Source organism: Cellulosimicrobium sp. NPDC030954 (assembly GCF_055571305.1).
In genome coordinates this window covers 81,034-105,403 of the sequence record NZ_JBVIFN010000002.1, presented here as the reverse complement: position 1 = coordinate 105,403, position 24,370 = coordinate 81,034, and the positions used below count along the sequence as shown (strand labels likewise).

General features: G+C 74.4%; 22 protein-coding genes and 2 tRNA genes. 13 read left to right on the top strand and 11 right to left on the bottom strand.

What is annotated here, in order from left to right; genetic code table 11:
- Positions 1 to 77: 77 nt before the first annotated feature.
- From ACZ402_RS05480 to ACZ402_RS05465, 4 genes are all read left to right on the top strand, one after another.
- Entirely contained in the window at positions 78 to 2,711 is a 2,634-nt protein-coding gene (locus ACZ402_RS05480; protein ID WP_375824604.1) for a leucine--tRNA ligase, read from the top strand.
- 123 nt (positions 2,712 to 2,834) lie between these two features.
- Positions 2,835 to 3,959: a DUF808 domain-containing protein gene (locus ACZ402_RS05475; RefSeq protein ID WP_375824605.1), complete on the top strand. Its 1,125-nt coding sequence runs from the start codon at positions 2,835 to 2,837 to the stop codon at positions 3,957 to 3,959.
- Between the two features lie 37 nt (positions 3,960 to 3,996).
- A complete protein-coding gene (locus ACZ402_RS05470) occupies positions 3,997 to 5,304 on the top strand; it encodes a hemolysin family protein (RefSeq protein WP_375824606.1) in 1,308 nt (435 codons plus the stop codon).
- Between the two features lie 94 nt (positions 5,305 to 5,398).
- A complete protein-coding gene (locus ACZ402_RS05465) occupies positions 5,399 to 6,310 on the top strand; it encodes an LLM class flavin-dependent oxidoreductase (protein ID WP_375824607.1) in 912 nt (303 codons plus the stop codon).
- Between the two features lie 256 nt (positions 6,311 to 6,566).
- On the opposite strand, the gene leuD is transcribed toward ACZ402_RS05465, so the two are convergent.
- Both leuD and leuC read right to left on the bottom strand, forming a co-directional pair.
- A complete protein-coding gene (gene leuD, locus ACZ402_RS05460) occupies positions 6,567 to 7,202 on the bottom strand; it encodes a 3-isopropylmalate dehydratase small subunit (RefSeq protein ID WP_087469387.1) in 636 nt (211 codons plus the stop codon).
- 55 nt (positions 7,203 to 7,257) lie between these two features.
- On the bottom strand, positions 7,258 to 8,739 hold the full coding sequence (leuC, locus tag ACZ402_RS05455) for a 3-isopropylmalate dehydratase large subunit (protein WP_375824689.1): 1,482 nt from the start codon (positions 8,737 to 8,739) through the stop codon (positions 7,258 to 7,260).
- Between the two features lie 161 nt (positions 8,740 to 8,900).
- On the opposite strand from leuC, the gene ACZ402_RS05450 reads away from it, so the two are divergent.
- The 3 genes from ACZ402_RS05450 (at position 8,901) to ACZ402_RS05440 (ending at position 10,959) form a co-directional block, all read left to right on the top strand.
- Positions 8,901 to 9,620 (top strand): IclR family transcriptional regulator, encoded by a 720-nt coding sequence (locus ACZ402_RS05450; protein ID WP_024840729.1) that lies wholly within the window; start codon positions 8,901 to 8,903, stop codon positions 9,618 to 9,620.
- Between the two features lie 188 nt (positions 9,621 to 9,808).
- Positions 9,809 to 9,976 (top strand): hypothetical protein, encoded by a 168-nt coding sequence (locus ACZ402_RS05445; RefSeq protein ID WP_167550992.1) that lies wholly within the window; start codon positions 9,809 to 9,811, stop codon positions 9,974 to 9,976.
- Between the two features lie 2 nt (positions 9,977 to 9,978).
- Positions 9,979 to 10,959, top strand: coding sequence for a PH domain-containing protein (locus tag ACZ402_RS05440; RefSeq protein ID WP_375824608.1), 981 nt, complete (start codon positions 9,979 to 9,981; stop codon positions 10,957 to 10,959).
- Positions 10,960 to 11,157: 198 nt separating this feature from the next.
- Here ACZ402_RS05440 and ACZ402_RS05435 read toward each other — a convergent pair.
- Together ACZ402_RS05435 and ACZ402_RS05430 are read right to left on the bottom strand one after the other, a co-directional pair.
- A tRNA-Glu gene (locus ACZ402_RS05435) sits at positions 11,158 to 11,230 on the bottom strand.
- A 99-nt stretch (positions 11,231 to 11,329) separates the two neighbouring features.
- Positions 11,330 to 11,401, bottom strand: a tRNA-Gln gene (locus ACZ402_RS05430).
- Between the two features lie 199 nt (positions 11,402 to 11,600).
- Here ACZ402_RS05430 and ACZ402_RS05425 point away from each other — a divergent pair.
- Together ACZ402_RS05425 and ACZ402_RS05420 are read left to right on the top strand one after the other, a co-directional pair.
- Positions 11,601 to 12,377 (top strand): class I SAM-dependent methyltransferase, encoded by a 777-nt coding sequence (locus ACZ402_RS05425; RefSeq protein WP_375824609.1) that lies wholly within the window; start codon positions 11,601 to 11,603, stop codon positions 12,375 to 12,377.
- Positions 12,374 to 13,024: a hypothetical protein gene (locus ACZ402_RS05420; RefSeq protein WP_375824610.1), complete on the top strand. Its 651-nt coding sequence runs from the start codon at positions 12,374 to 12,376 to the stop codon at positions 13,022 to 13,024. Before ACZ402_RS05425 ends, ACZ402_RS05420 begins: the two co-directional genes overlap by 4 nt.
- A 31-nt stretch (positions 13,025 to 13,055) precedes the next feature.
- On the opposite strand, the gene ACZ402_RS05415 is transcribed toward ACZ402_RS05420, so the two are convergent.
- Entirely contained in the window at positions 13,056 to 13,982 is a 927-nt protein-coding gene (locus ACZ402_RS05415; protein ID WP_375824611.1) for a LysR family transcriptional regulator, read from the bottom strand.
- Between the two features lie 70 nt (positions 13,983 to 14,052).
- On the opposite strand from ACZ402_RS05415, the gene ACZ402_RS05410 reads away from it, so the two are divergent.
- Entirely contained in the window at positions 14,053 to 15,225 is a 1,173-nt protein-coding gene (locus tag ACZ402_RS05410) for a YeiH family protein (RefSeq protein WP_375824612.1), read from the top strand.
- Between the two features lie 126 nt (positions 15,226 to 15,351).
- On the opposite strand, the gene ACZ402_RS05405 is transcribed toward ACZ402_RS05410, so the two are convergent.
- The 4 genes from ACZ402_RS05405 to ACZ402_RS05390 form a co-directional block, all read right to left on the bottom strand.
- Positions 15,352 to 16,152 (bottom strand): HAD family hydrolase, encoded by an 801-nt coding sequence (locus ACZ402_RS05405; protein ID WP_375824613.1) that lies wholly within the window; start codon positions 16,150 to 16,152, stop codon positions 15,352 to 15,354.
- Complete coding sequence (gene gltX, locus ACZ402_RS05400; protein ID WP_375824614.1) at positions 16,149 to 17,651, bottom strand: glutamate--tRNA ligase; 1,503 nt, start codon at positions 17,649 to 17,651, stop codon at positions 16,149 to 16,151. The genes ACZ402_RS05405 and gltX overlap by 4 nt, the downstream gene beginning before the upstream one ends.
- Before the next feature lie 150 nt (positions 17,652 to 17,801).
- A complete protein-coding gene (locus tag ACZ402_RS05395; RefSeq protein WP_375824615.1) occupies positions 17,802 to 18,584 on the bottom strand; it encodes a fumarylacetoacetate hydrolase family protein in 783 nt (260 codons plus the stop codon).
- Between the two features lie 59 nt (positions 18,585 to 18,643).
- Entirely contained in the window at positions 18,644 to 19,534 is an 891-nt protein-coding gene (locus ACZ402_RS05390) for a methyltransferase domain-containing protein (protein ID WP_375824616.1), read from the bottom strand.
- A gap of 140 nt (positions 19,535 to 19,674) precedes the next feature.
- Here ACZ402_RS05390 and ACZ402_RS05385 point away from each other — a divergent pair, with 140 nt between their 5' ends.
- From ACZ402_RS05385 to ACZ402_RS05375, 3 genes are all read left to right on the top strand, one after another.
- The gene (locus ACZ402_RS05385; protein ID WP_375824617.1) at positions 19,675 to 20,895 is read left to right on the top strand and encodes a heparan-alpha-glucosaminide N-acetyltransferase domain-containing protein; all 1,221 of its coding nucleotides are present in this window, start codon (positions 19,675 to 19,677) and stop codon (positions 20,893 to 20,895) included.
- A gap of 9 nt (positions 20,896 to 20,904) precedes the next feature.
- Positions 20,905 to 21,912, top strand: coding sequence for an aldo/keto reductase (locus ACZ402_RS05380; protein ID WP_375824618.1), 1,008 nt, complete (start codon positions 20,905 to 20,907; stop codon positions 21,910 to 21,912).
- A gap of 65 nt (positions 21,913 to 21,977) precedes the next feature.
- Positions 21,978 to 22,358, top strand: coding sequence for an MmcQ/YjbR family DNA-binding protein (locus ACZ402_RS05375; protein ID WP_375824619.1), 381 nt, complete (start codon positions 21,978 to 21,980; stop codon positions 22,356 to 22,358).
- A gap of 30 nt (positions 22,359 to 22,388) precedes the next feature.
- Here ACZ402_RS05375 and ACZ402_RS05370 read toward each other — a convergent pair whose 3' ends face one another.
- Entirely contained in the window at positions 22,389 to 23,321 is a 933-nt protein-coding gene (locus ACZ402_RS05370) for a hypothetical protein (protein WP_375824620.1), read from the bottom strand.
- A 55-nt stretch (positions 23,322 to 23,376) separates the two neighbouring features.
- Positions 23,377 to 24,366, bottom strand: a complete 990-nt coding sequence (locus ACZ402_RS05365; protein ID WP_375824621.1) for a DUF4190 domain-containing protein — start codon at positions 24,364 to 24,366, stop codon at positions 23,377 to 23,379.
- Positions 24,367 to 24,370: the final 4 nt, after the last annotated feature.

Genomic DNA, 24,370 nt, shown 5'->3' with positions numbered 1-24,370 from the left:
TGTCCGGGATGCGACACCTGCGGCTCCTTCTTCGCCGGCCGCGCTGAGCCCGCCGGGCGGGCACGCTCAGCGCGGCGATGCCCGCGCGTCCCCACGGACCGGGCGAGTGCCCGACGACGAAGCCCACCTTCTCGAGGAGCCTCCCCGTGGACGCCGCACACCCACCCCACCCCGCCGTACCCCCGTCTCCCCCGTCGACGCGCGAGATCGAGGACCGCTGGCAGCGGTACTGGGCCGAGCACCATACGTTCCGCGCGCGCGACGACGGCGCGCGCCCGCGCCGCTACCTGCTGACGATGTTCCCGTACCCCTCCGGCGACCTGCACATGGGTCACGCCGAGGTGTTCGCGCTGGAGGACGTCGTCGCGCGGTACTGGCGCCTGCGCGGGTTCGACGTGCTCAACCCGATCGGCTGGGACTCGTTCGGGCTCCCCGCCGAGAACGCGGCGATCCGCCGGGGCGAGAACCCCGCCGTCTTCACCGAGACGAACATCGCGACGCAGGCCGCGACGGCGCACCGGTACGGGGTGTCGTTCGACTGGTCGCGCCGCCTGGAGACCCACCGCCCCGAGTACTTCCGCTGGACGCAGTGGCTGTTCCTGCGGCTGCTGGAGCGCGACCTCGCCTACCGCGCGACCGCCCCGGTGAACTGGTGCCCGGCCGACCAGACCGTGCTCGCGAACGAGCAAGTCGTGGGCGGGCGGTGCGAGCGGTGCGGGGCGACGGTCGTGCAGCGCGAGCTCACGCAGTGGTTCGTGCGCGTCACCGCGTACGCCGACCGCCTGCTCGACGACATGGACGCGCTCGAGGGAGCGTGGCCCCCGCGGGTCCTGACGATGCAGCGGAACTGGGTCGGGCGCAGCACGGGCGCACGCGTGCGCTTCGCGGTCGTGCCCGACGGCGGTCCGCGCCCGGCCGCGAGCGCGTCGCCCGGCGCGGGCGCGACCCCGGAGCACGTCGAGGTGTTCACGACGCGCCCCGACACCCTGCCCGGCGCGACGTTCGTCGCCGTCGCGCCGGACGGGCCGCTCGCGGCGTCGCTGTGCACGCCGGAGCACGCGGACGCGCTCGCCCGGCACCGGGAGGCCGCGCTGGCGTCCGGGGAGATCGAGCGCACGAACGCGCAGCGCCCGAGCGCCGGGACGTTCCTGGGCGCGTGGGTGCGCCACCCGGTGACGGGCGAGCGGCTGCCCGTCTGGGCGGCGGACCACGTGCTGCCCGGCTACGGGACGGGCGCGGTCATGGGCGTGCCCGCGCACGACGACCGCGACGCGCGCTTCGCCGCCGCCCACGGCCTGCCCGCCGGGTCCGGCGAGGTCTGGCCCGACGTCGACGACGCGGTCGCCCGGCTGGAGGCCGGCGGCGCGGGCGAGCGGACGACGTCGTACCGGCTGCGGGACTGGCTGGTCTCGCGCCAGCGCTACTGGGGCGCACCGGTGCCGGTCGTGCACTGCCCGGCGTGCGGCGTCGTGCCCGTCCCGGACGACGAGCTGCCCGTGCGGCTGCCGGACCTGGCCGGCGACGACCTGCTCCCCCGCGGGCGCTCACCGCTCGCGTCGCCCGCCGCCGACGCGTGGCGGCGCGTGCCGTGCCCGCGCTGCGGCGCGGACGCGGAGCGCGACCCGGACACGCTCGACACGTTCGTGGACTCGTCCTGGTACTTCCTGCGGTACTGCTCGCTGGGCGCCGAGGGCCCGCCCGACGACGTCCCGTTCCGACCCGAGGACGCGCGGCGGTGGATGCCTGCCGCGCAGTACGTGGGCGGCGTCGAGCACGCGATCCTGCACCTGCTGTACAGCAGGTTCGTCACGAAGTTCCTGCACGACGAGGGCTGGGTGGACGTCGTCGAGCCGTTCGCGACGCTGCTCAACCAGGGGCAGGTCCTCAACGGTGGTCGCGCGATGAGCAAGTCGCTCGGCAACGGCGTCGACCTGGGCGAGCAGCTCGACCGGCACGGCGCCGACGCGGTCCGCCTCGCGATGGTGTTCGCCGGGCCGCCGGAGGACGACGTGGACTGGGCGGACGTCGACCCCGGCGCCATGCGGCGGTTCTGCGCGCGCGTGCTGCGGCTGGCCGACGCGGTCGGACCGGTCGCGGGGCCGGCCCGAGGTTCCGTCGTCGGGCCGGGTGCACGGTCGTGCGCGGCGGCGCACGACGCCGCGCTCGTCGAGGTCGCGCCCGGGTCGCGCGCGCACGACCTGCGCCGCGCGACCCACGCGACCGTGCGCGAGGCGGAGGACCTGCTCGACCGGAGCCGGTTCAACGTGGTGGTCGCGCGCGTCATGGAGCTCGTCACCGCGGCGCGGCGGGCGTCCGACGCGGGCCCGGCGCCGGGCGAGCCCGACGCGCCGCACGGGGCCGCGGTGCGCGAGGCCGTCGAGGCGGTGGCGGTGCTGCTCGGCCTGTTCGCCCCGCACACCGCCGAGGAGGCCTGGCACCGGCTGGGCCGCGACCCCTCGGTCGCCGACGCGACCTGGCCCGTCGTCGACCCGGCGCTGCTCGTCGCGGACGAGGTCGAGGCGGTCGTCCAGGTCGACGGGAAGGTCCGCGACCGGGTGCGGGTGCCCGCGGACGTCGGCGAGCGCGCGCTGCACGACCTCGCGCTCGCGACGACCGGCGTTGCGCGGGCGACCGCCGGGCGCGAGGTCGTGCGCGTCGTCGTGCGCGCGCCGCACGTCGTGAACGTCGTGACGCGCGCCGCGCCGCGCTGAGCACGGGTGGTGTGGGCGAGCACGACGTCACGGGGCCGACACTCGCTACGATGCTGCCGCCGCGTCCACTCGACCAGCGGGCCCGTGCGCGGCGACGCGGGCCGGCGCACGGAGCACCTCCCCATGGCCTTCGGACTCGCTGCCCTCCTGGACGACATCGCGGCGTTCGCCAAGCTCGCCGCCGCGTCGATCGACGACGTCGGCGCCGCCGCCGGGCGCGCCAGCGCCAAGGCGACCGGCGTCGTCATCGACGACACCGCCGTCACGCCGCGCTACGTCGAGGGGCTGGCCGCCAAGCGCGAGCTGCCCGTCGTCAAGCGCATCGCGGTCGGGTCGCTGCGCAACAAGCTGCTCTTCATCCTCCCGGCGATCCTGCTGCTGAGCCAGTTCCTGCCCCAGCTGCTCACGCCGCTGCTCATGCTCGGCGGGACCTACCTCGCGTTCGAGGGTGCTGAGAAGGTCTGGGAGCTCGTCTCGGGCAGGCACCACGCCGAGGTCGAGACGAAGGCTGAGAAGAAGGCCGTCGACGAGGACTCGGTGGTCTCGAGCGCGGTGCGCACCGACTTCATCCTCAGCGCGGAGATCATGGTCATCGCGCTCAACGAGGTCGCCTCGGAGGCCTTCTGGTCCCGCCTGGTCATCCTCGTGATCGTCGCGCTGCTCATCACGGTGCTCGTGTACGGGGTCGTGGCGCTCATCGTGAAGATGGACGACATCGGCCTGCACCTCGCGCAGCGCGACACGCCGTGGGTCCAGTCGTTCGGTCGCGGGCTCGTCGGCGCGATGCCCAAGGTCATGTCCGTCATCTCGTTCGTCGGCATCATCGCGATGCTCTGGGTCGGCGGCCACATCCTGCTGCAGGGCGCGTACGACCTCGGCTGGCACGGCCCGTACGACGTCGTGCACCACCTCGAGCACGCCGTCACCGGCGTCGCGGGCGTGGGCGGGTTCCTGGGCTGGCTCGTCAACACGGCCTGCTCGGCCGTCGTCGGCATCCTCGTGGGTGGCGTCGTGGTCCTCGTCGCGCACGTCGTCCCCCGCCGCAAGCACGGCGAGCCGGCCGCCGGCGAGGCGACGACCGACGCGACCCACGGCACGACGGCCGGGACGGCGGCCGGGGCCGCCGCATCGGCGGCCGAGCCGCAGGGCTCCGCCCCGGCCGACGCAGACCCGACCGACGCAGACCCGGCCGATCCCGAGCCGACCGACCCCGAGCCGACGGACGGTCGGAACCCCGCCGACCGCTGATCCCGCCGGCAGGCCGGGCGGCCTGCTTGGATGGAGCATGGACTCCGGCACCTGGGCCAACATCGGACTCGTCCTGCTCTTCATCCTCGTCGGCGGTGTGTTCGCCGGCACCGAGATCGCGCTCGTCTCCCTGCGCGAGAGCCAGGTCGCGCGGCTCGAGAAGCAGTCCGCGCGCGGCGCGCGGGTCGCGGCCGTCGCGCGCGACCCCAACCGGTTCCTCGCCGCCGTGCAGATCGGCGTCACCGTCGCGGGGTTCTTCTCCGCGGCGTACGGCGCGTCGACGCTCGCTCCCGACCTCGCGCCGTCGCTCGAGGGCCTCGGGCTGTCGAGCGGGCTCGCGGACACGGTCGCGCTCGTCGGGCTGACGCTCGTCATCGCGTACCTCTCGCTCGTGCTCGGGGAGCTCGTGCCCAAGCGCATCGCGCTCCAGCGCTCGGCCGGGGTGGCGCTCGTCGTCGCACCGCCGCTCGACCGGTTCGCGACGCTCATGCGCCCCGTCATCTGGCTGCTCTCGCGCTCGACGGACGGCGTCGTGCGCCTGCTCGGGGGCGACCCGTCCGCACGCAGCGAGGAGATGAGCGAGGAGGAGCTGCGCGAGATCGTGCTCGCGCACGAGTCGCTGCCCGAGGACGAGCGCCGCATCCTCGACGACGTGTTCCAGGCGGGCGACCGGTCGCTCGCCGAGGCCATGACGCCGCGCGGCGAGGTCGCGTTCCTGCGCGCCGACACGACGCTCGCCGACGCCGCGGAGACCGTCGCGGCGGGCCCGTACTCGCGCTACCCCGTGACCGGCGACGACTTCGACGACGTCGTCGGGTTCCTCCACGTGCGTGACCTCCTCGGGCGCGACTGCCCCGACCACCCGGCGACCGACCCCGCGACGGGGCGCGCCCTGGCGGTGCGCGACGTCGTCCGCCCGATCCTCGCCCTGCCCGCGACGAACACCGTCCTCCCCGCGATGTCGCAGATGCGCCGCGAGGGTGTGCACATCGCCGTCGTCGTGGACGAGTACGGCGGGACCGACGGGATCGTCACGCTCGAGGACCTCGTCGAGGAGCTCGTGGGCGACATCCGCGACGAGTACGACCCCGACGAGCCCTCCCCGGCGCGCGAGCACGGCGCCGCGACGAGCGTCGACGCCGGGCAGACGATCGAGGAGTTCGCGCGGCGCACCGGCGTCGAGCTGCCCGACGGCCCGTACGAGACGGTCGCCGGGTACGTCGTCGCGCAGCTCGGCCGGCTGGCGACGGTGGGCGACCACGTCGACGTCGACGACCGCCGTCTCACCGTGACCGACGTCGCCCGCCGCCGCATCGTCCGCCTCGACGTCACCCCGCTCCCCTGAGCGCTGGGGACTCGTCGTCGCTGGCGCCCGGCGGCGACACCTGCCCAGCACTCGACGGGCTCGGGTGTGGGTGGCGGGGCGTAGCGTCCTCGGGATGAGCGCAGCGACGACGGAGACAGGGTCGGGGATCAAGGTCGGGGTGGTCGGGAGCTTCGGCTCCGCGGCCCAGGTGCTGGACATGGCGGTCGGCGCCGAGGAGTCCGGCTGGGACGGGTTCTTCTCGTGGGACGGGCTGAGCCTGCTGTCGATGCCGGTCGACACGTTCGACCCGTGGTCGGTCCTCGCCGCGGCGGCGGTCCGCACCGAGCGCATCGCGCTCGGGGCGATGGTCTTCGCGCTCCCGCGCCGCAGGCCGTGGGAGGTCGTGCGGCAGGCGCTCACCGTGGACCACCTGTCGGGCGGGCGCCTGGTCCTGCCCGTCGGCGTGGGCGTGCTCGACGACGGCGGCTTCTCCGCCGTCCCGGGCCAGCCCCAGTCCCTGCGCGAGCGCGCGGAGCTGCTCGACGACGCGCTCGCCTACCTCGACCGCGCCTGGTCCGGGGAGAAGTTCGCCTTCGACGGCACGCACGTGCACGCGGGCGAGATGCTCTTCCTCCCGCGTCCCGTGGAACGCCCGGTGGTCGGGCACCACGTGCCGGTCTGGCCGGTCGGGGTGTGGGACGCCGAGCGCCCGCCGGTGCGCTCGCTCGACCGCACCTTGCGCGCCGACGGGATCGTGCTCCAGCTCCGCGGCGAGCGCGGCTTCGACGTGCCCACGCCCGACGACGTCTCCGCCCTGGCCGCCTGGCTCACCACGCGCCGTGCGGAGCTCGGCCTCGACGCGGGCCGCCCGTTCGACGTCGTCGTCCAGGGCGAGCTCCCGGCGGACCGCTCCGCGGCGGCCGACCAGCTCGCCGGCCTCGCCGACGCGGGCGCCACCTGGTGGGTCGAGTCCCGCTGGAACCCCGAGACCGCGACCCCGGAGTCCCTCCTCGACGCCATCCACCAGGGCCCACCCCGCCCCTGAGGAGGCGAGGCGCCGACGGTGCGAGTCGCCGTCGTCCCCGATCGGTCCGCGCGAGTGACGTGTCGGCGACACGACCACGGGCGGGGTCTGGGGAGGTGACGACGGGTCGTGGTGGGCCTGGATCGAGGGAGACTCCGGAGTGAGCTTGCGAACGCAGGAGGATCTCGACCGAAGACCGGGAGCGGGGCGAGGAACGAGCCCCGCGGATGGTAGACCCGTCGTCACCTCCCCAGAGCCCGCCCCCGAGCCAGGAAGGTCAGACCGGCCGAGCAGCCTCGATCTCGACCTTGGGCAGCGTCTTCGCGGGCAGCGTCTTGGGCCGCCACGACGCCCGCGTCGCCTCGAACGCGGAGATCTCGTCCTCGTGCTGGAGGGTCAGGCCGATGTCGTCGAGGCCCTCCATGAGGCGCCAGCGCGTGTAGTCGTCGATCTGGAACGGCACGGTGACGTCCTGCGCGGACGCGGTGCGGTTGACCAGGTCCACGGTCACCTCGGTGCCCGGGTTGGTCTCGAGGATCTTCCAGAGGAGCTCGATGTCCTCCTGCGCGACGATGCCGGCGACGAGGCCCTGCTTGCCGGAGTTGCCGCGGAAGATGTCGGCGAAGCGCGACGCGAGGACGACGCGGAAGCCGTAGTCCTTGAGCGCCCACACGGCGTGCTCGCGCGACGAGCCGGTGCCGAAGTCGGGGCCGGCGACGAGGACGGAGCCCGCCCGGTAGGCGTCCTGGTTGAGGACGAACGTGGGGTCACCGCGCCAGGCGGCGAACAGCGCGTCCTCGAACCCCGTGCGCGTCACGCGCTTGAGGTAGACGGCGGGGATGATCTGGTCGGTGTCGACGTTGCTGCGGCGCAGCGGGACGCCGACGCCGGTGTGGGTCGTGAACTTCTCCATGGCAGGAACCTCTTCGAGTCTTCGGGCGACGAGTGGGCGGCGCGGTGCGGGTGGCTCAGACCTGCACGAGCACGCGCGGGTCGAGCGGCGCGAGCGGCGTGCCGTCGAAGGACGTGATGTCGGTGCCCTCGGGCAGGTCGAGGTCGCTCAGCGAGGAGAGCGTCCCGCGGAGCGCGGTGGCGGCGGCGACGAGCGGCGACACGAGGTGCGTGCGTCCGCCCTTGCCCTGGCGGCCCTCGAAGTTGCGGTTCGACGTCGACGCGGCGCGCTCGCCCGGCTGGAGCTGGTCCGGGTTCATGCCGAGGCACATCGAGCAGCCCGCGTTGCGCCACTCGGCGCCGAAGTCGAGGAAGATCTTGTCGAGGCCCTCGGCCTCGGCCTGGAGGCGCACGCGCGCGGAGGCCGGGACGACGAGGACGCGCACGCCGTCGGCCTTCTGCTTGCCCTGGACGACCTTGGCGACGGAGCGCAGGTCCTCGATGCGGCCGTTGGTGCACGACCCGATGAACACGGTGTCCACGGACACCTCGCGCAGCGGCTGCCCGGGCGTGAGGCCCATGTACTCGATCGCTCGCTCGGCGGCGACGCGCTCGTTCTCGTCCGCGATCTCCTCGGGGACGGGGACGGTCGCGGAGATCGGCAGGCCCTGGCCCGGGTTGGTGCCCCACGTGACGAAGGGCTCGAGGTCGGACGCGCGGAGCGTGACCTCGGTGTCGAAGACGGCGTCGTCGTCGGAGCGCAGCGTGCGCCAGTACTCCACGGCCGCGTCCCAGTCGGCGCCCTCGGGCGCGTGCGGGCGGCCCTTGAGGTACTCGAACGTCGTGTCGTCCGGGGCGATCATGCCGGCGCGCGCGCCCGCCTCGATCGACATGTTGCAGATCGTCATCCGCGCCTCCATGGAGAGGTTGCGGATGGCCTCGCCGCGGTACTCCAGGACGTAGCCCTGGCCACCGCCGGTGCCGATCTTCGCGATGATCGCGAGGATGATGTCCTTGCTCGTCGCGCCCGGGGGCAGCGCGCCGTCGACGTTGATCGCCATCGTCTTGAAGGGCGCGAGCGGGAGCGTCTGGGTCGCCATGACGTGCTCGACCTCGGAGGTGCCGATGCCGAACGCGAGCGCGCCGAACGCGCCGTGCGTCGAGGTGTGCGAGTCGCCGCAGACGACCGTCAGGCCCGGCATGGTGAGGCCGAGCTGCGGCCCGACCTGGTGCACGATGCCCTGGTCGGCGTCGCCGAGCGAGTGGATGCGGACGCCGAACTCGCGCGCGTTGTTGCGCAGCGTGTCGATCTGCGTGCGGCTGGTGAGGTCCGCGATCGGCAGGTCGATGTCGAGCGTGGGGGTGTTGTGGTCCTCGGTCGCGATCGTGAGGTCGGGACGGCGGACCTGGCGGCCCGCGAGGCGCAGCCCCTCGAACGCCTGGGGGCTGGTGACCTCGTGCACGAGGTGGAGGTCGATGTAGAGGAGGTCGGGCGACCCGTCGGTGCCTCGTCGCACCAGGTGCGCGTCCCAGACCTTCTCCGCCAGCGTGCCGGCCATGTAGCTCATCTCCTCGTCGTCTGTCACGGTGCTCCTGGGGGGTATGGAGAACCGCCTGGGTCGATCGTCCGCCGTCCGGCAGCCTGCCGGGGAGAACGTCCAGCGGGTGGAACATCCGCGCCGGACTTGCATCTCAGTGCGTGAGACGTCAATATCGACCTATGGACAATACTAGCGGAGTCGGAGTGCTGGACAAGGCGGCCTCCGTCCTGGGAGCCCTGGAGTCCGGACCGGCCACCCTCGCCCAGCTCGTCACGGCCACCGGCCTGGCCCGCCCGACGGCGCACCGCCTCGCGGTCGCGCTCGAGCACCACCGCATGGTCGCGCGTGACATGCAGGGCCGTTTCGTCCTCGGCCCGCGGCTCAACGAGCTCGCGACGGCGGCCGGCGAGGACCGTCTGCTCGCCGCCGCGAACCCCGTGCTCACCGCGCTGCGCGACCACACGGGCGAGAGCGCCCAGCTCTACCGCCGCCAGGGCGACCACCGCATCTGCGTCGCGGCCGCCGAACGTCCGGTGGGCCTGCGCGACTCGATCCCGGTCGGCGCGACGCTCACGATGAACGCGGGCTCCGCGGCGCAGATCCTGCTCGCGTGGGAGGAGCCCGACCGCCTGCACCGCGGCCTGCGCGAGGCCGTCTTCACCGCCACGATCCTCTCGGGCGTCCGACGCCGCGGCTGGGCCCAGTCCGTCTCCGAGCGCGAGCTCGGCGTCGCCTCGGTGTCCGCGCCCGTGCGCGGGCCGTCGGGTCGGGTCGTCGCGGCGGTCTCCATCTCCGGCCCGGTCGAGCGCCTGAGCCGCCAGCCCGGCCGCCTGCACTCCGGCTCCGTCGTCGCCGCCGCGAACCGCCTCACCGAGGTGCTGCGCCGCGCAGGCGAGTAGCCGCTGCGCCGAAGGGCTCGCACCGGGCGCGGTGTCGGGCGTCGTCGGCGCGCCGCGGGCCGCAAACGGGACGTGCCCTGTCAAAATGTCACCGGCTGCTGCCATGCTGTGCGTGCCCCGGCGCCGGACGGCGCGGCGGCGGCAGGGGGCGCACCTGACCGTCCGAACCCGAGACACGAGGAGTCCCGATGCATCCGAAGGTGAAGATGACCCTGATCTGGGTCCTCGTGATCTTCGCCGTCTACGCGGTCATCAGGAGCCCCGACCGCGCCGCCGACATCGTCGAGGGCATCTGGGACGTCATCCTCGGTGCCTTCAGCTCCATCGGCCAGTTCTTCAACTCGCTCCTGGACTGACCGTGGCCCGCGGCCGTCCCCGGAGCAGGATCCTCGACCGCTACGTGCTGAGCGGCGAGCGGGTCGTGGTGGCCACGCGCCACCACTGGGGGATGCTGCTCGAGCCGGTCGTGACCACCGTCGCGGGCGCGTTCCTCGTCGCGTGGCTCGTCGTGCAGGCGGGACCAGCCGTCGGCGACGGCGTGCTGTTCCTGTGGTGGCTGTGGCTGATCCTCGCCGGGCGCCTGGTGTGGAAGGTCTTCGAGTGGCGCAACGAGTGGTTCGTCGCCACCGACAAGCGCCTGCTCCTGCTGTACGGCCTCATCACGCACAAGGTCGCGATGATGCCGCTCACCAAGGTCACCGACATGAACTACGGGCGCTCGCCCGTCGGGCGCGTCTTCGGCTACGGGCAGTTCCTCCTGGAGTCCGCCGGGCAGGACCAGGCGCTGCGCCAGATCGACTGGGTCTCCCACCCTGACGCGACGTACCGCCTCCTGTGCGACACGCTCTTCACGCCCGGGAGCCGCCCCGGCACGGGACCGAACGGCCCCGGCGCGACACAGGGCGGCACCCAGGGAGCCGCCCCCGCGTCGATCCCGCCGCCGGGCCCGCGCCCTCCCCAGCCGGCCGAGCCGGCGCCCGTCGAGCCCGCCCCCGCGTGGGACGGCCGCAGCCCGGCCCAGACCCTGCCGCCCGTCCCCGCGCCCCCACCCGCCGACCAGCACGTGGTCGTGGTCCCCGGGCGCGCGGCCGGCGAGTCGAGCGGGCCGACGCAGCCCATCCCGGTCGCGGGGCCGTCGGAGGCGGCGCAGGGCGCCACGGGACGCAGGGACGGGTGGCTCGGCGGCGAGCACCCCACGGAGCCTCACGACGACGAGCCCGGCTGGGCGGTCTCCGGGGAGCACCGGGCGACCTACGTGCCGGTCATCCACCCGCGCCCCACGCCGACGCCGATCCCGAAGCCCTACGAGCCCGGCCCGGGTCGCGACGGCGCACCCTGACGACACCTCGACGAGCTCACGAGCGCGGGCTGACGGTTCCTTCGTGCCCAGCACGGCGATCACCCGTCCCCACCGAGGGCCGCGACCTTCGTCACACGGCGCGTGCTAGCACCACGACACGTCGCGTCGAGCGCTGCTCACGCTTCTCCGAGCATGACAAAGGCCCGGTCACCGTGATGGTGACCGGGCCTTTCTCTGTACCCCCAACGGGATTTGAACCCGTGTTACCGCCGTGAGAGGGCGACGTCCTAGGCCGCTAGACGATGGGGGCCTGTGGATCTTCGGGCCGTTTCCGGTCCGTTTCTCCGTCGAGAACTCTACCTCATGTTTCGCGCGGTCTTGACCGCTCGATCTGAGCCGGAGCTCTTCGCTGGGGTACCAGGACTCGAACCTAGACTAAGTGAACCAGAATCACTCGTGCTGCCAATTACACCATACCCCAAGGGGGTAACCAGCCACCGTCGAGGAGCCGTCGCGACGAGTCGAGACTCGTCCCCTGGCTCCCTCTTGTGGAGGTCCCACCGGCCGAGAACATTACCGGACATGACGACGCGGACCAAATGCGGCCCGAACCACGGGGGGCCGGCACGCACGGGCGTCCCGGGTCGACGTGCGGCGTCGCCGTCTGGCACCGTCGGTGCATGAGCACAGGAGACTCCCCCGACCCCGGCTCGCGCGCAGACCGCGCCGCGTCGTTCGAGCAGGGGGCCGCCCAGTACGCGTCCACGCGGCCCTCCTACCCGGACGAGGCCGTCGACTGGCTCCTGCCCGACGGGGCGCGGCGCGTCCTCGACCTCGCCGCGGGCACGGGGAAGCTCACCGAGCGGCTGGTCGCTCGCGGGCTGGACGTCGTCGCCGTCGAGCCCTCGGACGCGATGCGCGCCCGCCTGGCGGAGTCCGTCCCGGACGCGCGGGCCCTGCCCGGCTCGGCCGAGGCGATCCCTCTCCCCGACGCGAGCGTCGACGCCGTGCTCGTCGCGCAGGCGTGGCACTGGTTCTCCCCCGCCGCTCAGCCCGAGATCGCGCGCGTGCTGCGACCCGGCGGCCGTCTCGGGATCGTCTGGAACGTGCGGGACAACGCGGTCGACTGGGTCGGCCGGTTCACGGAGGTGATCCACCGCGGCGACACCCTCGAGCACAGCTACCGCGAGCCCGTGCTCGCCGGGCAGCTCTTCACCCCGCCCGAGCACCGCACGGTGCCGTGGGCCGACCGCGTCCCGACGTCGTCCCTCCGCCCGCTCGCCGCGTCGCGCAGCTACCTGCTGACGCTCCCCGACGCGCGTCGCGAGGAGCTGCTCGGCGAGATCGACGACCTCGTCACGACCCACCCGGACCTCGCAGGGCGCGCCCAGGTGGACCTCCCGTACCTCGCCGAGTGCTGGCGGGCCGACATGCTCGCCGCCCCGGGCAGCGCGTGAGCACGCGCCCGGGCCACGCCGACGACCGCGTCCCCGACGCCGTCACCGGCGACGACGTCCGGACGGCGGCGCGCTGGCTCGCGGACCACCTCGTCCGGCACCCCGCCTCGGCGTTCGACGCGCAGGCCGGCCCGGTGCGGTGGTCGTGCTGGACGACGGCGGAGCACGTCGTGGACGACCTGCTCGCCTACGCCCTCCAGCTCGCCGCGCTCCCGCGCCTCGCGTACGTGCCGCTCGTCGGGCCGCGCGGGGAGGACGAGATCGCGCACGTCGACCGAGCGGCCGGGACGGCGGGACTGGCCGAGGCGCTGCTCGGCGGCGGCGAGCTCCTCGCGACGCTCGCCGAGACCCGAGCGGCGGCAGCGCGCGCCTATCACCCCTACGGCACCTCCGACGCCGCGGGGTTCGCGGCGATGGGGGTCGTCGAGGTCCTCGTGCACGGCCACGACGTCGTGCTCGGGCTCGCGGGCGAGCACGTGCCGTTCCCCGCGGGCCTCGCGCCGCGGGTCCTCGCGCGCCTCTTCCCGGACGTCGACCCGGGACCGGACGAGGACCCGGACCTCCTGCTCCTGTGGGCGACCGGGCGCGGCGAGCTGCCCGGCCGGCAGCAGCGCACGCGCTGGCGCTGGGACGCGTCGGTGCGCTGACGCACCACGTCGCACCCCGCGCGGGACCAGGTCAGCCCGACGAGACGGCGGCCGCAGCGGCGATGCGGCGCGCGGCCGACGAGAGCGCGGTGCCGTCCTTCCACACCATGCGCAGGCGACGCTCGAGCTCGAGCCCCGGGACGGCGACCCGGACCAGCGCGCCGCGCGCGACGTCGTCGGCGACGGCGAGGCTCGACAGGACCGCGACGGCACCGCCGTGCTGCACGGCGGTCTTGAGCGCCGCCGTCGAGCCGAGGTAGGGCAGGTGGTCGGGCAGGCGCTCGCCGACCGCCGCGAGCCCGCGCTCGAGCGTCTCGCGCGTCCCGGAGCCGCGCTCGCGCACGACCAGGCCGCCCGTGAGCAGCTCGTCGACCCGCAGCGCGCTCCGCCGCGCCCACCGGTGCGCCGGCCCGACGACCACGACGAGCCGGTCGTGCGCGACGGTGCGGCTGCGCAGCCCCCGACGCAGGGTCGCGCTCTCGACGAAGCCCAGCTCCACGGCGCCGTCGAGGACGAGGTCGGTCACCTCGCGCGAGTTGCGCACGACGAGCTCGACGTCCGGCGCGCCCCCGCCGGGGCCGGACCCCTCGAGCGCCAGGCGCGCGAGCCAGCGGGGCGCCAGGTACTCGGCGACCGTGAGGCTCGCCGCGACGCGCACCCGGGCGGCCGGGGCGTCGCGCAGCGCGGCGACCGACGTCTCGAAGCGGTCCGACGCCTCGATCACCTCGCGCGCCCACGCGGCGGTCGCGCGGCCCGTCTCCGTGAGCCGGGAGCCGCGCGTCGTGCGCTCGAGGAGCTCGAGCCCGAGGCGGCGCTCCAGCGCGCGCAGGCCCGCCGACGCCGTCGGCTGGGCGACCCCGAGCGCCCGCGCCGCGGCGCTGATCGAGCCGTGCGAGTCGGTCGCGACGAGCAGCTCGAGCGCGGAGAGCGAGGTCCGGTCGCGGGAGGTCTGGGCCATAGGACCACTCTATGGGTTGCGAGGCAGGTCGCTCTTCCGCGGCGTCGCCGCACGCAGCAGGCTCGTGAGCATGGCCCCTCCCGCACCCCGCACGACCCGCACCGCACCACCCGTCGCGACGGCGAGCACGTCCCGCCGCACCGCGGGCTCTCGTGCGCTGCCCGGGCTCGTGCTGGTCGCCGGGGCGACGGTCCTCGTGCTGCTCGGGTCGCGGCTCGTCCCGACGGTGTCGCCGCTCGTCGTCGCGCTCGTGCTCGGCGCGCTCGTCGCGCCGGTCCTGGGCCGGGCGGGCAGGACCCGGCGCGGGGCGGTCGCGGTCGCGGCGACCCGGCCCGGGGTCGCGTGGACGTCCCGCGTCGTCCTGCGCACGGGCGTCGTGCTGCTCGGGTTCCAGCTCTCGGTGCCCGAGGTCCTCGCATTGGGCTGGCGCGGGCTCGTCGTCGTCACGACGACCCTCCTCGTCACCTTCACGGGCACGCTCGCGCTCGGTCGCGTACTCCGCGTGCCGCGCGTCACCACGCTGCTCGTCGCGACCGGATTCTCGGTGTGCGGGGCCGCGGCGATCTCGGCGATGCAGGGCGTCGTCGCCGGCCCCGGGCGCACCCCCGGTCAGGTCCGCGAGGACGACGACGGCGTCGCGGCCTCGCTCGCGCTCGTCACCGTCTACGGCACGCTCGCGATCGTCGCGCTGCCCTGGCTGGCGTCGCTGGTCGGCCTCGCCGACGGCCAGGCCGGGCTCTGGATCGGCGCGAGCGTGCAGGAGGTCGCCCAGGTCGTCACGGCTGCCGGGACGATCTCGGACCCCGCCCTCGCGACCGCCACGGTCGCCAAGCTCGCGCGCGTCGCCCTCCTCGCCCCGCTCGTCACGGTCGCGGGCGTCGTCGTGGCCCGCGGGGCCCGGCGCGCGGCCCTCGCCCGGGTCGGCTCCGCCGGCGCGGGCGACCCCGGGGCCGCGGGCACGACGACGGACGCGGCCCCGCCGCGGGTCGCGCCGGTGCCGTGGTTCGTCGTCGGGTTCGTGGCCGCGGTGGCGCTGCGCAGCCTGGGCGTCGTGCCGGAGCCCCTGCTCGCCATGCTCGCGACCGCGACGACGCTCGCGTTCGTCGCTGCGATGTTCGCGCTCGGGCTGGGCGTGGACGTCCCGTACCTGCTGCGCACCGGGCGGCGCGCGCTCGTCCTGGGCGGGCTGTCGGCGCTCCTCGCCACGACGACGGCCCTCGTCGGCGTGCTGCTCCTCACCTGACAGGTCCCCGCCGGCGGAGAACCCTGGTCACGCGAGAAAGAACCGTGGTGGCGCGAGGTAGAGCCCTGGTAACGCGAGGTAGAGCCCTGGTCATTGACCAGGGCTCTACCTCGGCAGACCAGGGCTCTACCTCGGCGTGGGGGCCTCGGCGCGGGCGTGGACGGCGATTCCGAGGGTCGCGGGCAGGTCGGCCAGGGCGTGGACCACGTGCACGCCCGACGCGCGGGCCGACGTCGGGTCCTCCGGGTGCGGGCCGCCGCGGCGCGTGCCGGGCCGGTCGAGCCAGACGCCGACGAGGCCGGCCGCGAGCGCGGCGCGCGCGTCGACGTCGAGCTCGTCACCCACGTACGCCGTGCGGGCCGGGTCGGTCCCGAGCCGGCGGCACGCCTCGGCGAACACGCGCGGGTCGGGCTTGCCGAACCCGAGCGTGTCCACGCCGACGAGCAGCGGGACGTCGGGCAGGCCCGCGGCGGCGAGCTTGCGGGTCTGCAGCTCGACGCGCGCGTTCGACAGCGACCCGACCCGTACCCCGGCGGCGACGAGCGCGTCCACGACCGGGCGCGAGTCGTCGAACGCCGCCCAGGACGCCTCGAACGTGCCCCAGAAGAGGTCCTTCCAGTCCACGTACGCGGCGTCGTCGAGCAGCTCGCCGCCGAACGTCGCCTGGAGCTCGTTCGCGCGCGCCATGCGCTGCGCGTCGAAGTCCACCTCGCCGCGCGTGTACGCGCGGTAGTGCCCGTTCGGGTCCGAACGCCACAGCGCGAGGACCTCGTCGTACCGCTCCTCGGGCAGGTGCGGGAGCCAGACGCGCGACGCGGCGGCGATCGACGCGGCGAACGCGGCGCGCGTGTCGACGAGCGTGTCGTCGACGTCGAACAGGACGCCCTCAAGCGGCGCGGAGGCCGCCGAGTGGCCGAGGACCGTCACAGCGCGTCCCGCAGGCGCACGAGCCGCTCCAGCGTGGAGCCCTTGCCGAGCAGCTCCATGGACTCGAACAGCGGGGGGGAGACGCGGCGGCCCGTGAGCGCGACGCGCAGCGGCGTGAACGCGAACCGCGGCTTGACGCCCATGCCCTCGACGATCGCGTCGCGCAGGCGCTCCTCGATCGCGGCGGTGACGAACTCGCCGTCCTGCAGCACGTCGAGCGCGGTGATCGCGGCGGCGAGGATGTCCTTCGCGTCGTCGCGCAGGGCGCCGCGCGCGTCGTCCTCGACCGTGAGCGCATCGTCGGCCGTGAAGAGGAAGCCGAGCATGCCGACCGACTCGCCGAGCAGCACCATGCGCTCCTGGACGAGCGGCGCGGCCGCCGTGAGGATCTCCTGGTTGCGCGGGGACAGGTCCGCGAACGAGTCCGCGGGGACCAGGCCGCCCGCGTGCAGGTACGGGACGAGGCGGTCGCGGAAGTCCTCGGGGGCGAGCAGGCGCACGTGCGTCGCGTTGATCGCCTCGGCCTTCTTGAGGTCGAAGCGCGCCGGGTTGGGCAGCACGTCGTGCACGTCGAACGCCTCGACCAGCTCGGTGACGGTGAAGATGTCGTGGTCCGGAGAGATGGACCAGCCGAGCAGCGCGAGGTAGTTGAGCAGGCCCTCGGGCGTGAAGCCGCGCTCGCGGTGCAGGAACAGGTTGGACTCGGGGTCGCGCTTGGAGAGCTTCTTGTTGCCCTCGCCCATGACGTACGGGAGGTGGCCGAACTCCGGCATCACCTCGGCCACACCGATCTCGAGCAGCGCCCGGTACAGCGCGATCTGCCGCGGCGTGGACGACAGCAGGTCCTCGCCGCGCAGCACGTGCGTGATGCCCATGAGCGCGTCGTCGACCGGGTTGACGAGCGTGTAGAGCGGCTGGCCGTTGCCGCGCACGAGCGCGTAGTCCGGGACCGAGCCGACCTTGAACGTGATCTCGCCGCGGACCAGGTCGATGAAGGTGATGTCCTCGTCGGGCATGCGCAGGCGCAGCACCGGCTCGCGTCCCTCGGCGCGGAACGCGGCCTTCTGCTCGTCCGTGAGGGTGCGGTCGAAGTTGTCGTACCCCTTCGTCTTGACGCCCGCGGCGGCGTTGCGCGCGTCGGACTCCTCCGGGGTCGAGAACGACTCGTACACGTACCCGCCCTCGACGAGCCGCGCGATGACGTCCTGGTAGATGTCCGCGCGCTGCGACTGCCGGTACGGCTCGTGCGGGCCACCGACCTCGACGCCCTCGTCCCAGTCGAGCCCGAGCCAGCGCAGCGCGTCGAGGAGCTGCTGGTAGCTCTCCTCGCTGTCGCGCGCGGCGTCGGTGTCCTCGATGCGGAACACGAACGTGCCGCCGGTGTGCCGCGCGTACGCCCAGTTGAACAGCGCGGTGCGGATGAGCCCGACGTGCGGCGTCCCGGTCGGGGACGGGCAGAAGCGGACGCGGACGGGCGAGGAGCCAGGTGCGGGGATCACGGTGCCCAGCGTAGTTGCCCGACGCCGTCCGCCGCCCGGGCGTCCGACGTCACCCGCGCCGTCGTCTCAGTCAGTCCGGGACGCCGCACGGCACGACGGCGCCCCGGCCCGCCCCGCGCGCGACGGTACGACCCGGGGCGCGTCCCACCGTCAGTGGCGCCGGACGACCGGGTTGCTCAGGACGCCGAGCCCTTCGACCTCGCACTCGACGCGGTCGCCCACGTCGACCAGGCCGACGCCGGCGGGCGTGCCGGTGAGGATGACGTCACCGGGGAGGAGGGTCATCGCCTCGGAGATGTACGACACCAGGAAGGGGATGTCGAAGATCATGTCGCTCGTGCGGCCGTCCTGCTTGACCTCGCCGTTGACGCGGCTGCGCACGCCGACGTCCTCGGGGTTCAGGTCGGTGTCGATCCAGGGGCCGAGCGGGCACGACGAGTCGAAGCCCTTGGCGCGGGCCCACTGCCCGTCGGTGCGCTGCGCGTCGCGCGCGGTGACGTCGTTCGCGACCGTGTAGCCGAGCACGTAGCCGGGCGCGGCCTCGGGCGACACGTCCTTGGCGAGCCGACCGATGACGATCGCGAGCTCCGCCTCGTAGGAGACCTCCTGCGAGAAGTCGGGCAGGACGATCGGGTCGTCCGGGCCGACGACCGACGTGTTCGGCTTGAGGAAGAGCAGCGGGCTCGTCGGGACGTCGTTGCCCATCTCCTTCGCGTGGTCCGCGTAGTTGCGGCCCACGGCCACGACCTTGGAGCGCGGGATCACCGGCGCCAGCAGCCGGACGCCGTCGCCCAGCTCGATGCGCTCGCCCGTCGGCGTGACGGGCATGTAGAGGGGGTCGCCCGTGAGGACCGCGAGGTACGTGCGGTCCCCCTCCTGCTGGACGAGGGCGTAGCGGGGGTCGTCTCCGGTGGTGAATCTCGCGATGCGCACGGGCTCAGGCTATCCGGCCTGCGCCCGCCCGACCGCGCGGGACCGGGTCGCGACCGCGATCACACGCGGGCGAGGACCTCGCCGTTGAGGACCGCGAACCAGCCCGCGGGCTCCTCGGCCCAGCGCAGCCAGTCCTGCGCGAGCTGCTCGAGCGCGACGTCGTCCGCGAGCGCCGACTCCTTCGCCTGCACCGCGAAGTTCGACGCGACGCAGCGCTCGGCCCAGAGCCCGCCCCACCACGTGCGGTCGGCGGGGGTCGCGTAGCACCAGGTGCTCGCGCTGGGCACGATGCCGTCGAGGTCGAACCCGGCGTCCTGGACCCAGGAGAACAGGCGACGGCCGGCGTCGGCCTCGAACCCGTACGCGTGCGTGACCTCGTGGTAGAGCGTGTTCCACTCGGTCAGTCCCGGGGACTCGGGGTACCAGGTCATGGCGGCGTAGTCGGCGTCGCGCACGGCGACGAGCCCGCCGGGCTTCGCGACGCGCTTCATCTCGCGCAGCGCGCCGACCGGGTCGGACAGGTGCTGCAGGAGCTGGTGCGCGTAGACGACGTCGAACGTGCCGTCCGCGAACGGCAGCTCGTACGCGTTCGCGTGCTGGAAGGTGATGTTCGCGGTGCCGCGCTGGGCGGCGAGCTCGCGCGCGCTCTCGAGGACGGCCTCGGACGCGTCGACCCCGACGACGCGTCCCCCGGCCACGCGGTCGGCGAGGTCGACGGTGACCGTCGCCGGGCCGCAGCCGACGTCGAGGACGCTCATGCCCGCGCGCAGGTGCGGCAGGAGGAACCCGGCCGAGTTCTCGGCGGTGCGCCACCGGTGCGAGCGCAGCACGGACTCGTGGTGCCCGTGCGTGTACGACTCGGACTCCTGCGCGGGGTCGCTGCCGGCCCCGGTGGGGGCGTCGGCGTGGTGCTCGGCGGCCGCGTCGGCGCCGTGGGGGGTGTGCGTCATACCCGCACCGTAGGCCGGACATGGATCGTTCTCGACCCCGTTCTCACACTCTGGGCGCGCGGTCCGCGCGGGGATCGCACCGCCGTCCGCTCCGGCGTGGCGGCCGGGTGGGAGCGCGCCCGCGCACGGACAATCCCCCCATGACGGCCGCGACCGGCATGACCCCCGCCCCTGGCGACCCCGCTCGCTCCTCCCCCGGGTTCGCGCGGCGGCACGCCGCCCTCCTGCTCGGGGGCCCGGGCCGGGTGACGGGGGTCGACGTCGCGCGCGGCATCGCGGTCCTCGGGATGTTCGCGGCCCACGTCGGGTACACCTCCGACGACTTCGGCGAGGCCTCCGGCTGGCTCTCCCTGTCGCACGGGCGGTCGTCGATCCTCTTCGCGCTCGTCGCTGGGGTGTCGCTCGCGATCGTCTCGGGCGGGCGGACGCCGCTCGACGGGCTGCCTGCGCTGCAGACCCGCACGCGCATCCTCGTGCGCGCCGTGCTGCTCCTCGGGCTCGTGGGCCTGCTCGACCTGCTCGGGACGCGCGTGCTGCTCATCCTCGGCTTCTACGCCGCGTACTTCGTGCTCGCCCTGCCGTTCCTGCGCTGGCGCCGCCGCGACCTGCTCGTGCTCGCCGGGGCGGTCGCGGTGGTCGGACCGCTGCTCGCGTACTGGCTCCCCGAGGTGCTCGCACGCGCCGGGCTGCACCTGTCCGACGACGGCTCGGGTGCGTTCACGGACTTCCTCGTCTCCGGGCACTACCCCGCCGTCGTGTGGATGGCGTACGTGCTCGTCGGGATCGCGATCGGGCGCTCGGACCTGTCGTCGACCGCCACGCGGGTCGGGCTCGTGGGCGGCGGTCTGCTCGCGGCAGGGATCGGGTACGGCCTCTCCGCGTCCATGACCGGTCCGCTCGGCGGGGCGCAGGCGGTCGAGGACGCCGCCGCGGCGTGGTCGAGCACGTTCCGGCCCGAACCGCTGGACTGGTCCGACCCCTGGCCGACGAGCGCGTACCTGTGGCTCGCCGGCCCGCACACGGATACCCTCCCGGAGGTCGTGGGGTCCGGCGGGTTCGCCGTCGCAGTGCTGGGCCTGTGCCTGTTCGCGGGCCGGGTCGGGCGCTGGGTGCTGGCGCCCGTCGCCGCGGTCGGCGCGATGGCGCTCACGGTGTACTCCGCGCAGATCGTCGTGCTGTGGGCGTGGGGGGACGCGGCCTACGAGCAGACGACGAACGGCCCCCTCCTTGCACTCGCCCTCGCCACGCTCGCGGCCGCGACGCTGTGGCGCTGGGCGCTCGGTCGCGGACCGCTCGAACGGCTCTTCGCGGCGGTCGCGACGCGCGCGTCCGCGGTCACGGCCGCCCGCGGCTCGTCGTAAGGTCGCCGCATGACGACTGCTGACGACGGAACCGCACCCCGCCCCGCCCTGCGCCGCCTCGGCCGGTCCGGACTGGCCGTCTCCGCCGTCGGGCTGGGCTGCAACAACTTCGGCCGTCCGACGACGGCGACCGAGACGCTCGAGGGGACCCGCGCCGTCGTGGACGCCGCGCTCGACGCGGGGGTGACGTTCTTCGACACGGCCGACACGTACGGGGGCCGACCCGGGCTGAGCGAGGAGCTGCTCGGCCAGGCGCTCGGGTCGCGCCGCGACGACGTCGTGGTCGCGACGAAGTTCGGCATGTCCATGCGTGGCACGGCGGGCGACGACTTCGACGCCCGCGGGTCGCGACGCTACGTCGTGCGCGCCGTGGAGGACTCGCTGCGCCGCCTGGGCACCGACCGGATCGACCTCTACCAGTTCCACACGCCCGACCCGCGGACGCCGATCGAGGAGACGCTCGCCGCGCTCGACGACCTCGTGCGCGCGGGCAAGGTGCTCTACGTCGGGCACTCCAACCGGGCGGGGTGGCAGATCGCCGAGGCGGAGTTCACCGCCCGCAGCGCGGGGACCGTGCGCTTCGTGTCCGCGCAGAACCAGTACAACCTCGTCGACCGCGCGGCCGAGCTCGAGGTGCTGCCCGCCGCGGCCGCGTACGGGCTCGGGGTGCTCCCCTACTTCCCGCTCGCGAACGGCCTCCTCACGGGCAAGTACGCGCACGGCGCGCGGCCCGACGACGGCCGCCTCGTCCGGACGAAGCCGCACCTCCTGGAGTCGGCACCCTGGGAGGCGCTCGCGCGCCTCGGCGCGTTCTGCCAGGTGCGCGGCATCACCGAGGTCCAGGTCGCGTTCGGGTGGCTCCTGTCGCGCCCGCAGGTGTCGAGCGTCATCGCCGGTGCGACGAAGCCCGAGCAGGTGCGGCAGAACGCCGCGGCCGGGGCCTGGACCCCGACGGCCGAAGACCTGGTGGAGCTCGACGAGATCTTCCCGCCGCTCGGGAAGGTCGCGCCCTACTGACCCGCGCGTCGGGCCGGGCCGGGCCCCGTCTGGTCCGTCGTCGACGAGCGGCCTACCGTGGAGGCATGGCCTCGTGGGAGGACGTCGAGCGGATCGTGGCGGTGCTACCGGACACGGACCTCAAGGGTCCGCGCCAGTGGACCGTGCACGGCAAGCTGTTCGTCTGGGAGCGGCCGCTGCGCGCGAGGGACCTCGACGAGCTCGGTGACACGGCGCCCGCTGAGCCACCCATCGCGTTCCGCGTGGCCGACGAGGGCGAGAAGGCCGCGCTGCTCGGCGACGACCCCGCGGTCTTCCTCACGACGAGCCACTTCGACGGGTACCCGATCGTGCTCGCGCGGCTCGACCTGCTGGCAGTGCCGGAGCTCGAGGAGCTGCTCCAGGACGCCTGGCTGTCGCGTGCCCCGAAGCGCCTCGCTCGGGAGTACCTCGACCGCACGGAGTGACGCACGCAGCGACACCCGGCGCGTCCGGGGTCACCAGGAGAACACGGCCACCGCGTAGTTACCCCAGGTCGGCTCGACCCCGACGACGACGTCCTCCGGGTCGTACACGTTGTAGACGAGGTCCCACTCGGCGCTCGTCCCCCGGGCGATCGTGTCCGGGTCGTCGAGCAGCACGTCGGGTGCGTAGTCGTAGACCTTGCGAGCGACGAGACCGCCCGACACGGGCTGCAGCTCGAGCCCGTCGGGGTCGACCTCCTGCCCCGTGCCGTTGGTGACGCGCACGCGGAGGCGCACCGAGTCCGGGTAGTCGTCCTCCCGCTCCAGGACGTCCTCGGTCGGCGTGTACGGCTGCGGGGCGGACACCGCGACGACCAGGCCGTCCGCGTAGCGCACGGACTCCCCGTACCAGACCCGGTCCGAGGCGGCGCCGATCTCCGGCCCCTCGTCGTAGCCGCCGCCGAACGGATACCCGCGCAGCGAGCTGCCGGGACCGTACCCGGGCCCGCCGGCCGTCATGACGTCGACCGTGACCCACGCGGTGAGCACCACGGTGCCCGCCAGGAGCGCGACCAGCGCGCGCGTGGCACCCGCCACGCCGCGCGTGCCGCGCCGCCACACGACCGCGCCCACCGCGACCACCGCGGCGCCCGCGACCGCGTAGAGACCCCCGACGTGCGCCCAGCCGCGCCGCGCCGTCACCGCCTCGGTGGCGAGCACGGCGACGACGAGGAGGACGCCGAGGGTCGCGGCCACGAGCGCGGCCGTCGTCCACGACCAGCGCCTCCGGTGGCCGGAGCCCGCAGCGGGCTCCACCGACCCGCCGGCCGTCCCGGCGTGCGGTTCGCCACCCGGGTCGGCCGGGCCTGATGCAGCAGCACCGGTCGACGCGCTCGTCGGGGCGGGTCCGGCCTCGGGCGCGGTCCCCCAGGCCGGCGCGCGGCGCTCGTCAGGGTCGCTGCTCACGGTGAGCCCTTCTTCGGGGTGTACGGGTCGTCGTGTCGCGGAGCGGGCAGGGTCGTCAGCCGAGCGCTGCGAGCACCCCGCCGGAGAAGGCGGAGTCGTGGAGCTCGATGCTGACCGGCGCACCGTCGAGGGGCACGTCGAAGACGACGCGCGGCGAGATCGAGTTGCCCGGGTTCACAGGCTCGATCCACGACTGGACGTCGTCGCCGAGGTAGAGCCCCGCGACGTCGTCCGCCGAGTACTCCTGGCCGGCCGCGTTCACCGTGTACTGGTTGCTCCCGAAGAACGTCTGCGCGGAGTCGCCCACGTTCGTGACGGTCAGGGACACGATGCAGAACTGCCCCTGCGGCGTCTCGGAGAAGTAGTCGTCACCCACGCGCATGACCCCGCACTCCATCCCGCCGACGACGAACTCGAAGTCCCCGTCACGCACCGGCGTGCCGACCGCCGGCAGCGCCGGAGTCACCGGCTCCTCGACCGGGAGCGGCTCCGTCGCCACTGGTTCGTCGCCCGGCGCCTCCACGTCGTCGGACGTCATGTCGTCGGGCTCCGGAGCCGTCGCGGTCTCGGCGGTGTCGACCCAGGTGACCTCGGCGGGCTCCATCGCGGCGTAGGCGACGGTCGACACGATCGACCCCAGTCCCGCGACGAGACCGAGGCACAGCCCTGTGATCGCCGTGCCGGTCCCTCGGGGCACCCGACCCGCCCGGACGAGCCCGGCGATGCCCAGTCCGATGGCGACGAGGGCGAGGATCCCGGCCACGACGTTGACCACGGGCACGAGGCACAGGAGCAGCGCGACGATCCCGACGACGAGCGCTGCGACCGCGGCTCCGTTACCGGCCGGCGGCCTCGGCGGGGGCCCGCTGCTCGGCGCGAACCCGGCACCGTAGGGAGCGGACGGGTGCGCGGCCTGGGCCGGCCACGTCGGGGCCGGCCCGCCGTGTCCCGGCGCTCCTGGGCCCGCGCCGGGTGCGCTCGGGGGCGGCGGGGCGAAGGAGCTCGGGTGCTGCGCTCCCTGGTCTCCCCACGTCGGGTAGGTCACGTCG

Excerpts from the sequence above, each read along its gene's own strand:
- ACZ402_RS05470 (WP_375824606.1), top strand. The coding sequence starts at position 3,997 with ATGGACTCCGGCACCTGGGCCAACATCGGACTCGTCCTGCTCTTCATC.
- ACZ402_RS05475 (WP_375824605.1), top strand. The coding sequence starts at position 2,835 with ATGGCCTTCGGACTCGCTGCCCTCCTGGACGACATCGCGGCGTTCGCC.
- ACZ402_RS05480 (WP_375824604.1), top strand. The coding sequence starts at position 78 with ATGCCCGCGCGTCCCCACGGACCGGGCGAGTGCCCGACGACGAAGCCC.
- ACZ402_RS05385 (WP_375824617.1), top strand. The coding sequence starts at position 19,675 with ATGACGGCCGCGACCGGCATGACCCCCGCCCCTGGCGACCCCGCTCGC.
- ACZ402_RS05450 (WP_024840729.1), top strand. The coding sequence starts at position 8,901 with ATGGACAATACTAGCGGAGTCGGAGTGCTGGACAAGGCGGCCTCCGTC.
- ACZ402_RS05425 (WP_375824609.1), top strand. The coding sequence starts at position 11,601 with ATGAGCACAGGAGACTCCCCCGACCCCGGCTCGCGCGCAGACCGCGCC.
- leuC (WP_375824689.1), bottom strand. The coding sequence starts at position 8,739 with ATGGCCGGCACGCTGGCGGAGAAGGTCTGGGACGCGCACCTGGTGCGA.
- ACZ402_RS05380 (WP_375824618.1), top strand. The coding sequence starts at position 20,905 with ATGACGACTGCTGACGACGGAACCGCACCCCGCCCCGCCCTGCGCCGC.
- ACZ402_RS05415 (WP_375824611.1), bottom strand. The coding sequence starts at position 13,982 with ATGGCCCAGACCTCCCGCGACCGGACCTCGCTCTCCGCGCTCGAGCTG.
- ACZ402_RS05375 (WP_375824619.1), top strand. The coding sequence starts at position 21,978 with ATGGCCTCGTGGGAGGACGTCGAGCGGATCGTGGCGGTGCTACCGGAC.
- ACZ402_RS05445 (WP_167550992.1), top strand. The coding sequence starts at position 9,809 with ATGCATCCGAAGGTGAAGATGACCCTGATCTGGGTCCTCGTGATCTTC.
- leuD (WP_087469387.1), bottom strand. The coding sequence starts at position 7,202 with ATGGAGAAGTTCACGACCCACACCGGCGTCGGCGTCCCGCTGCGCCGC.
- ACZ402_RS05410 (WP_375824612.1), top strand. The coding sequence starts at position 14,053 with ATGGCCCCTCCCGCACCCCGCACGACCCGCACCGCACCACCCGTCGCG.
- ACZ402_RS05465 (WP_375824607.1), top strand. The coding sequence starts at position 5,399 with ATGAGCGCAGCGACGACGGAGACAGGGTCGGGGATCAAGGTCGGGGTG.
- ACZ402_RS05390 (WP_375824616.1), bottom strand. The coding sequence starts at position 19,534 with ATGACGCACACCCCCCACGGCGCCGACGCGGCCGCCGAGCACCACGCC.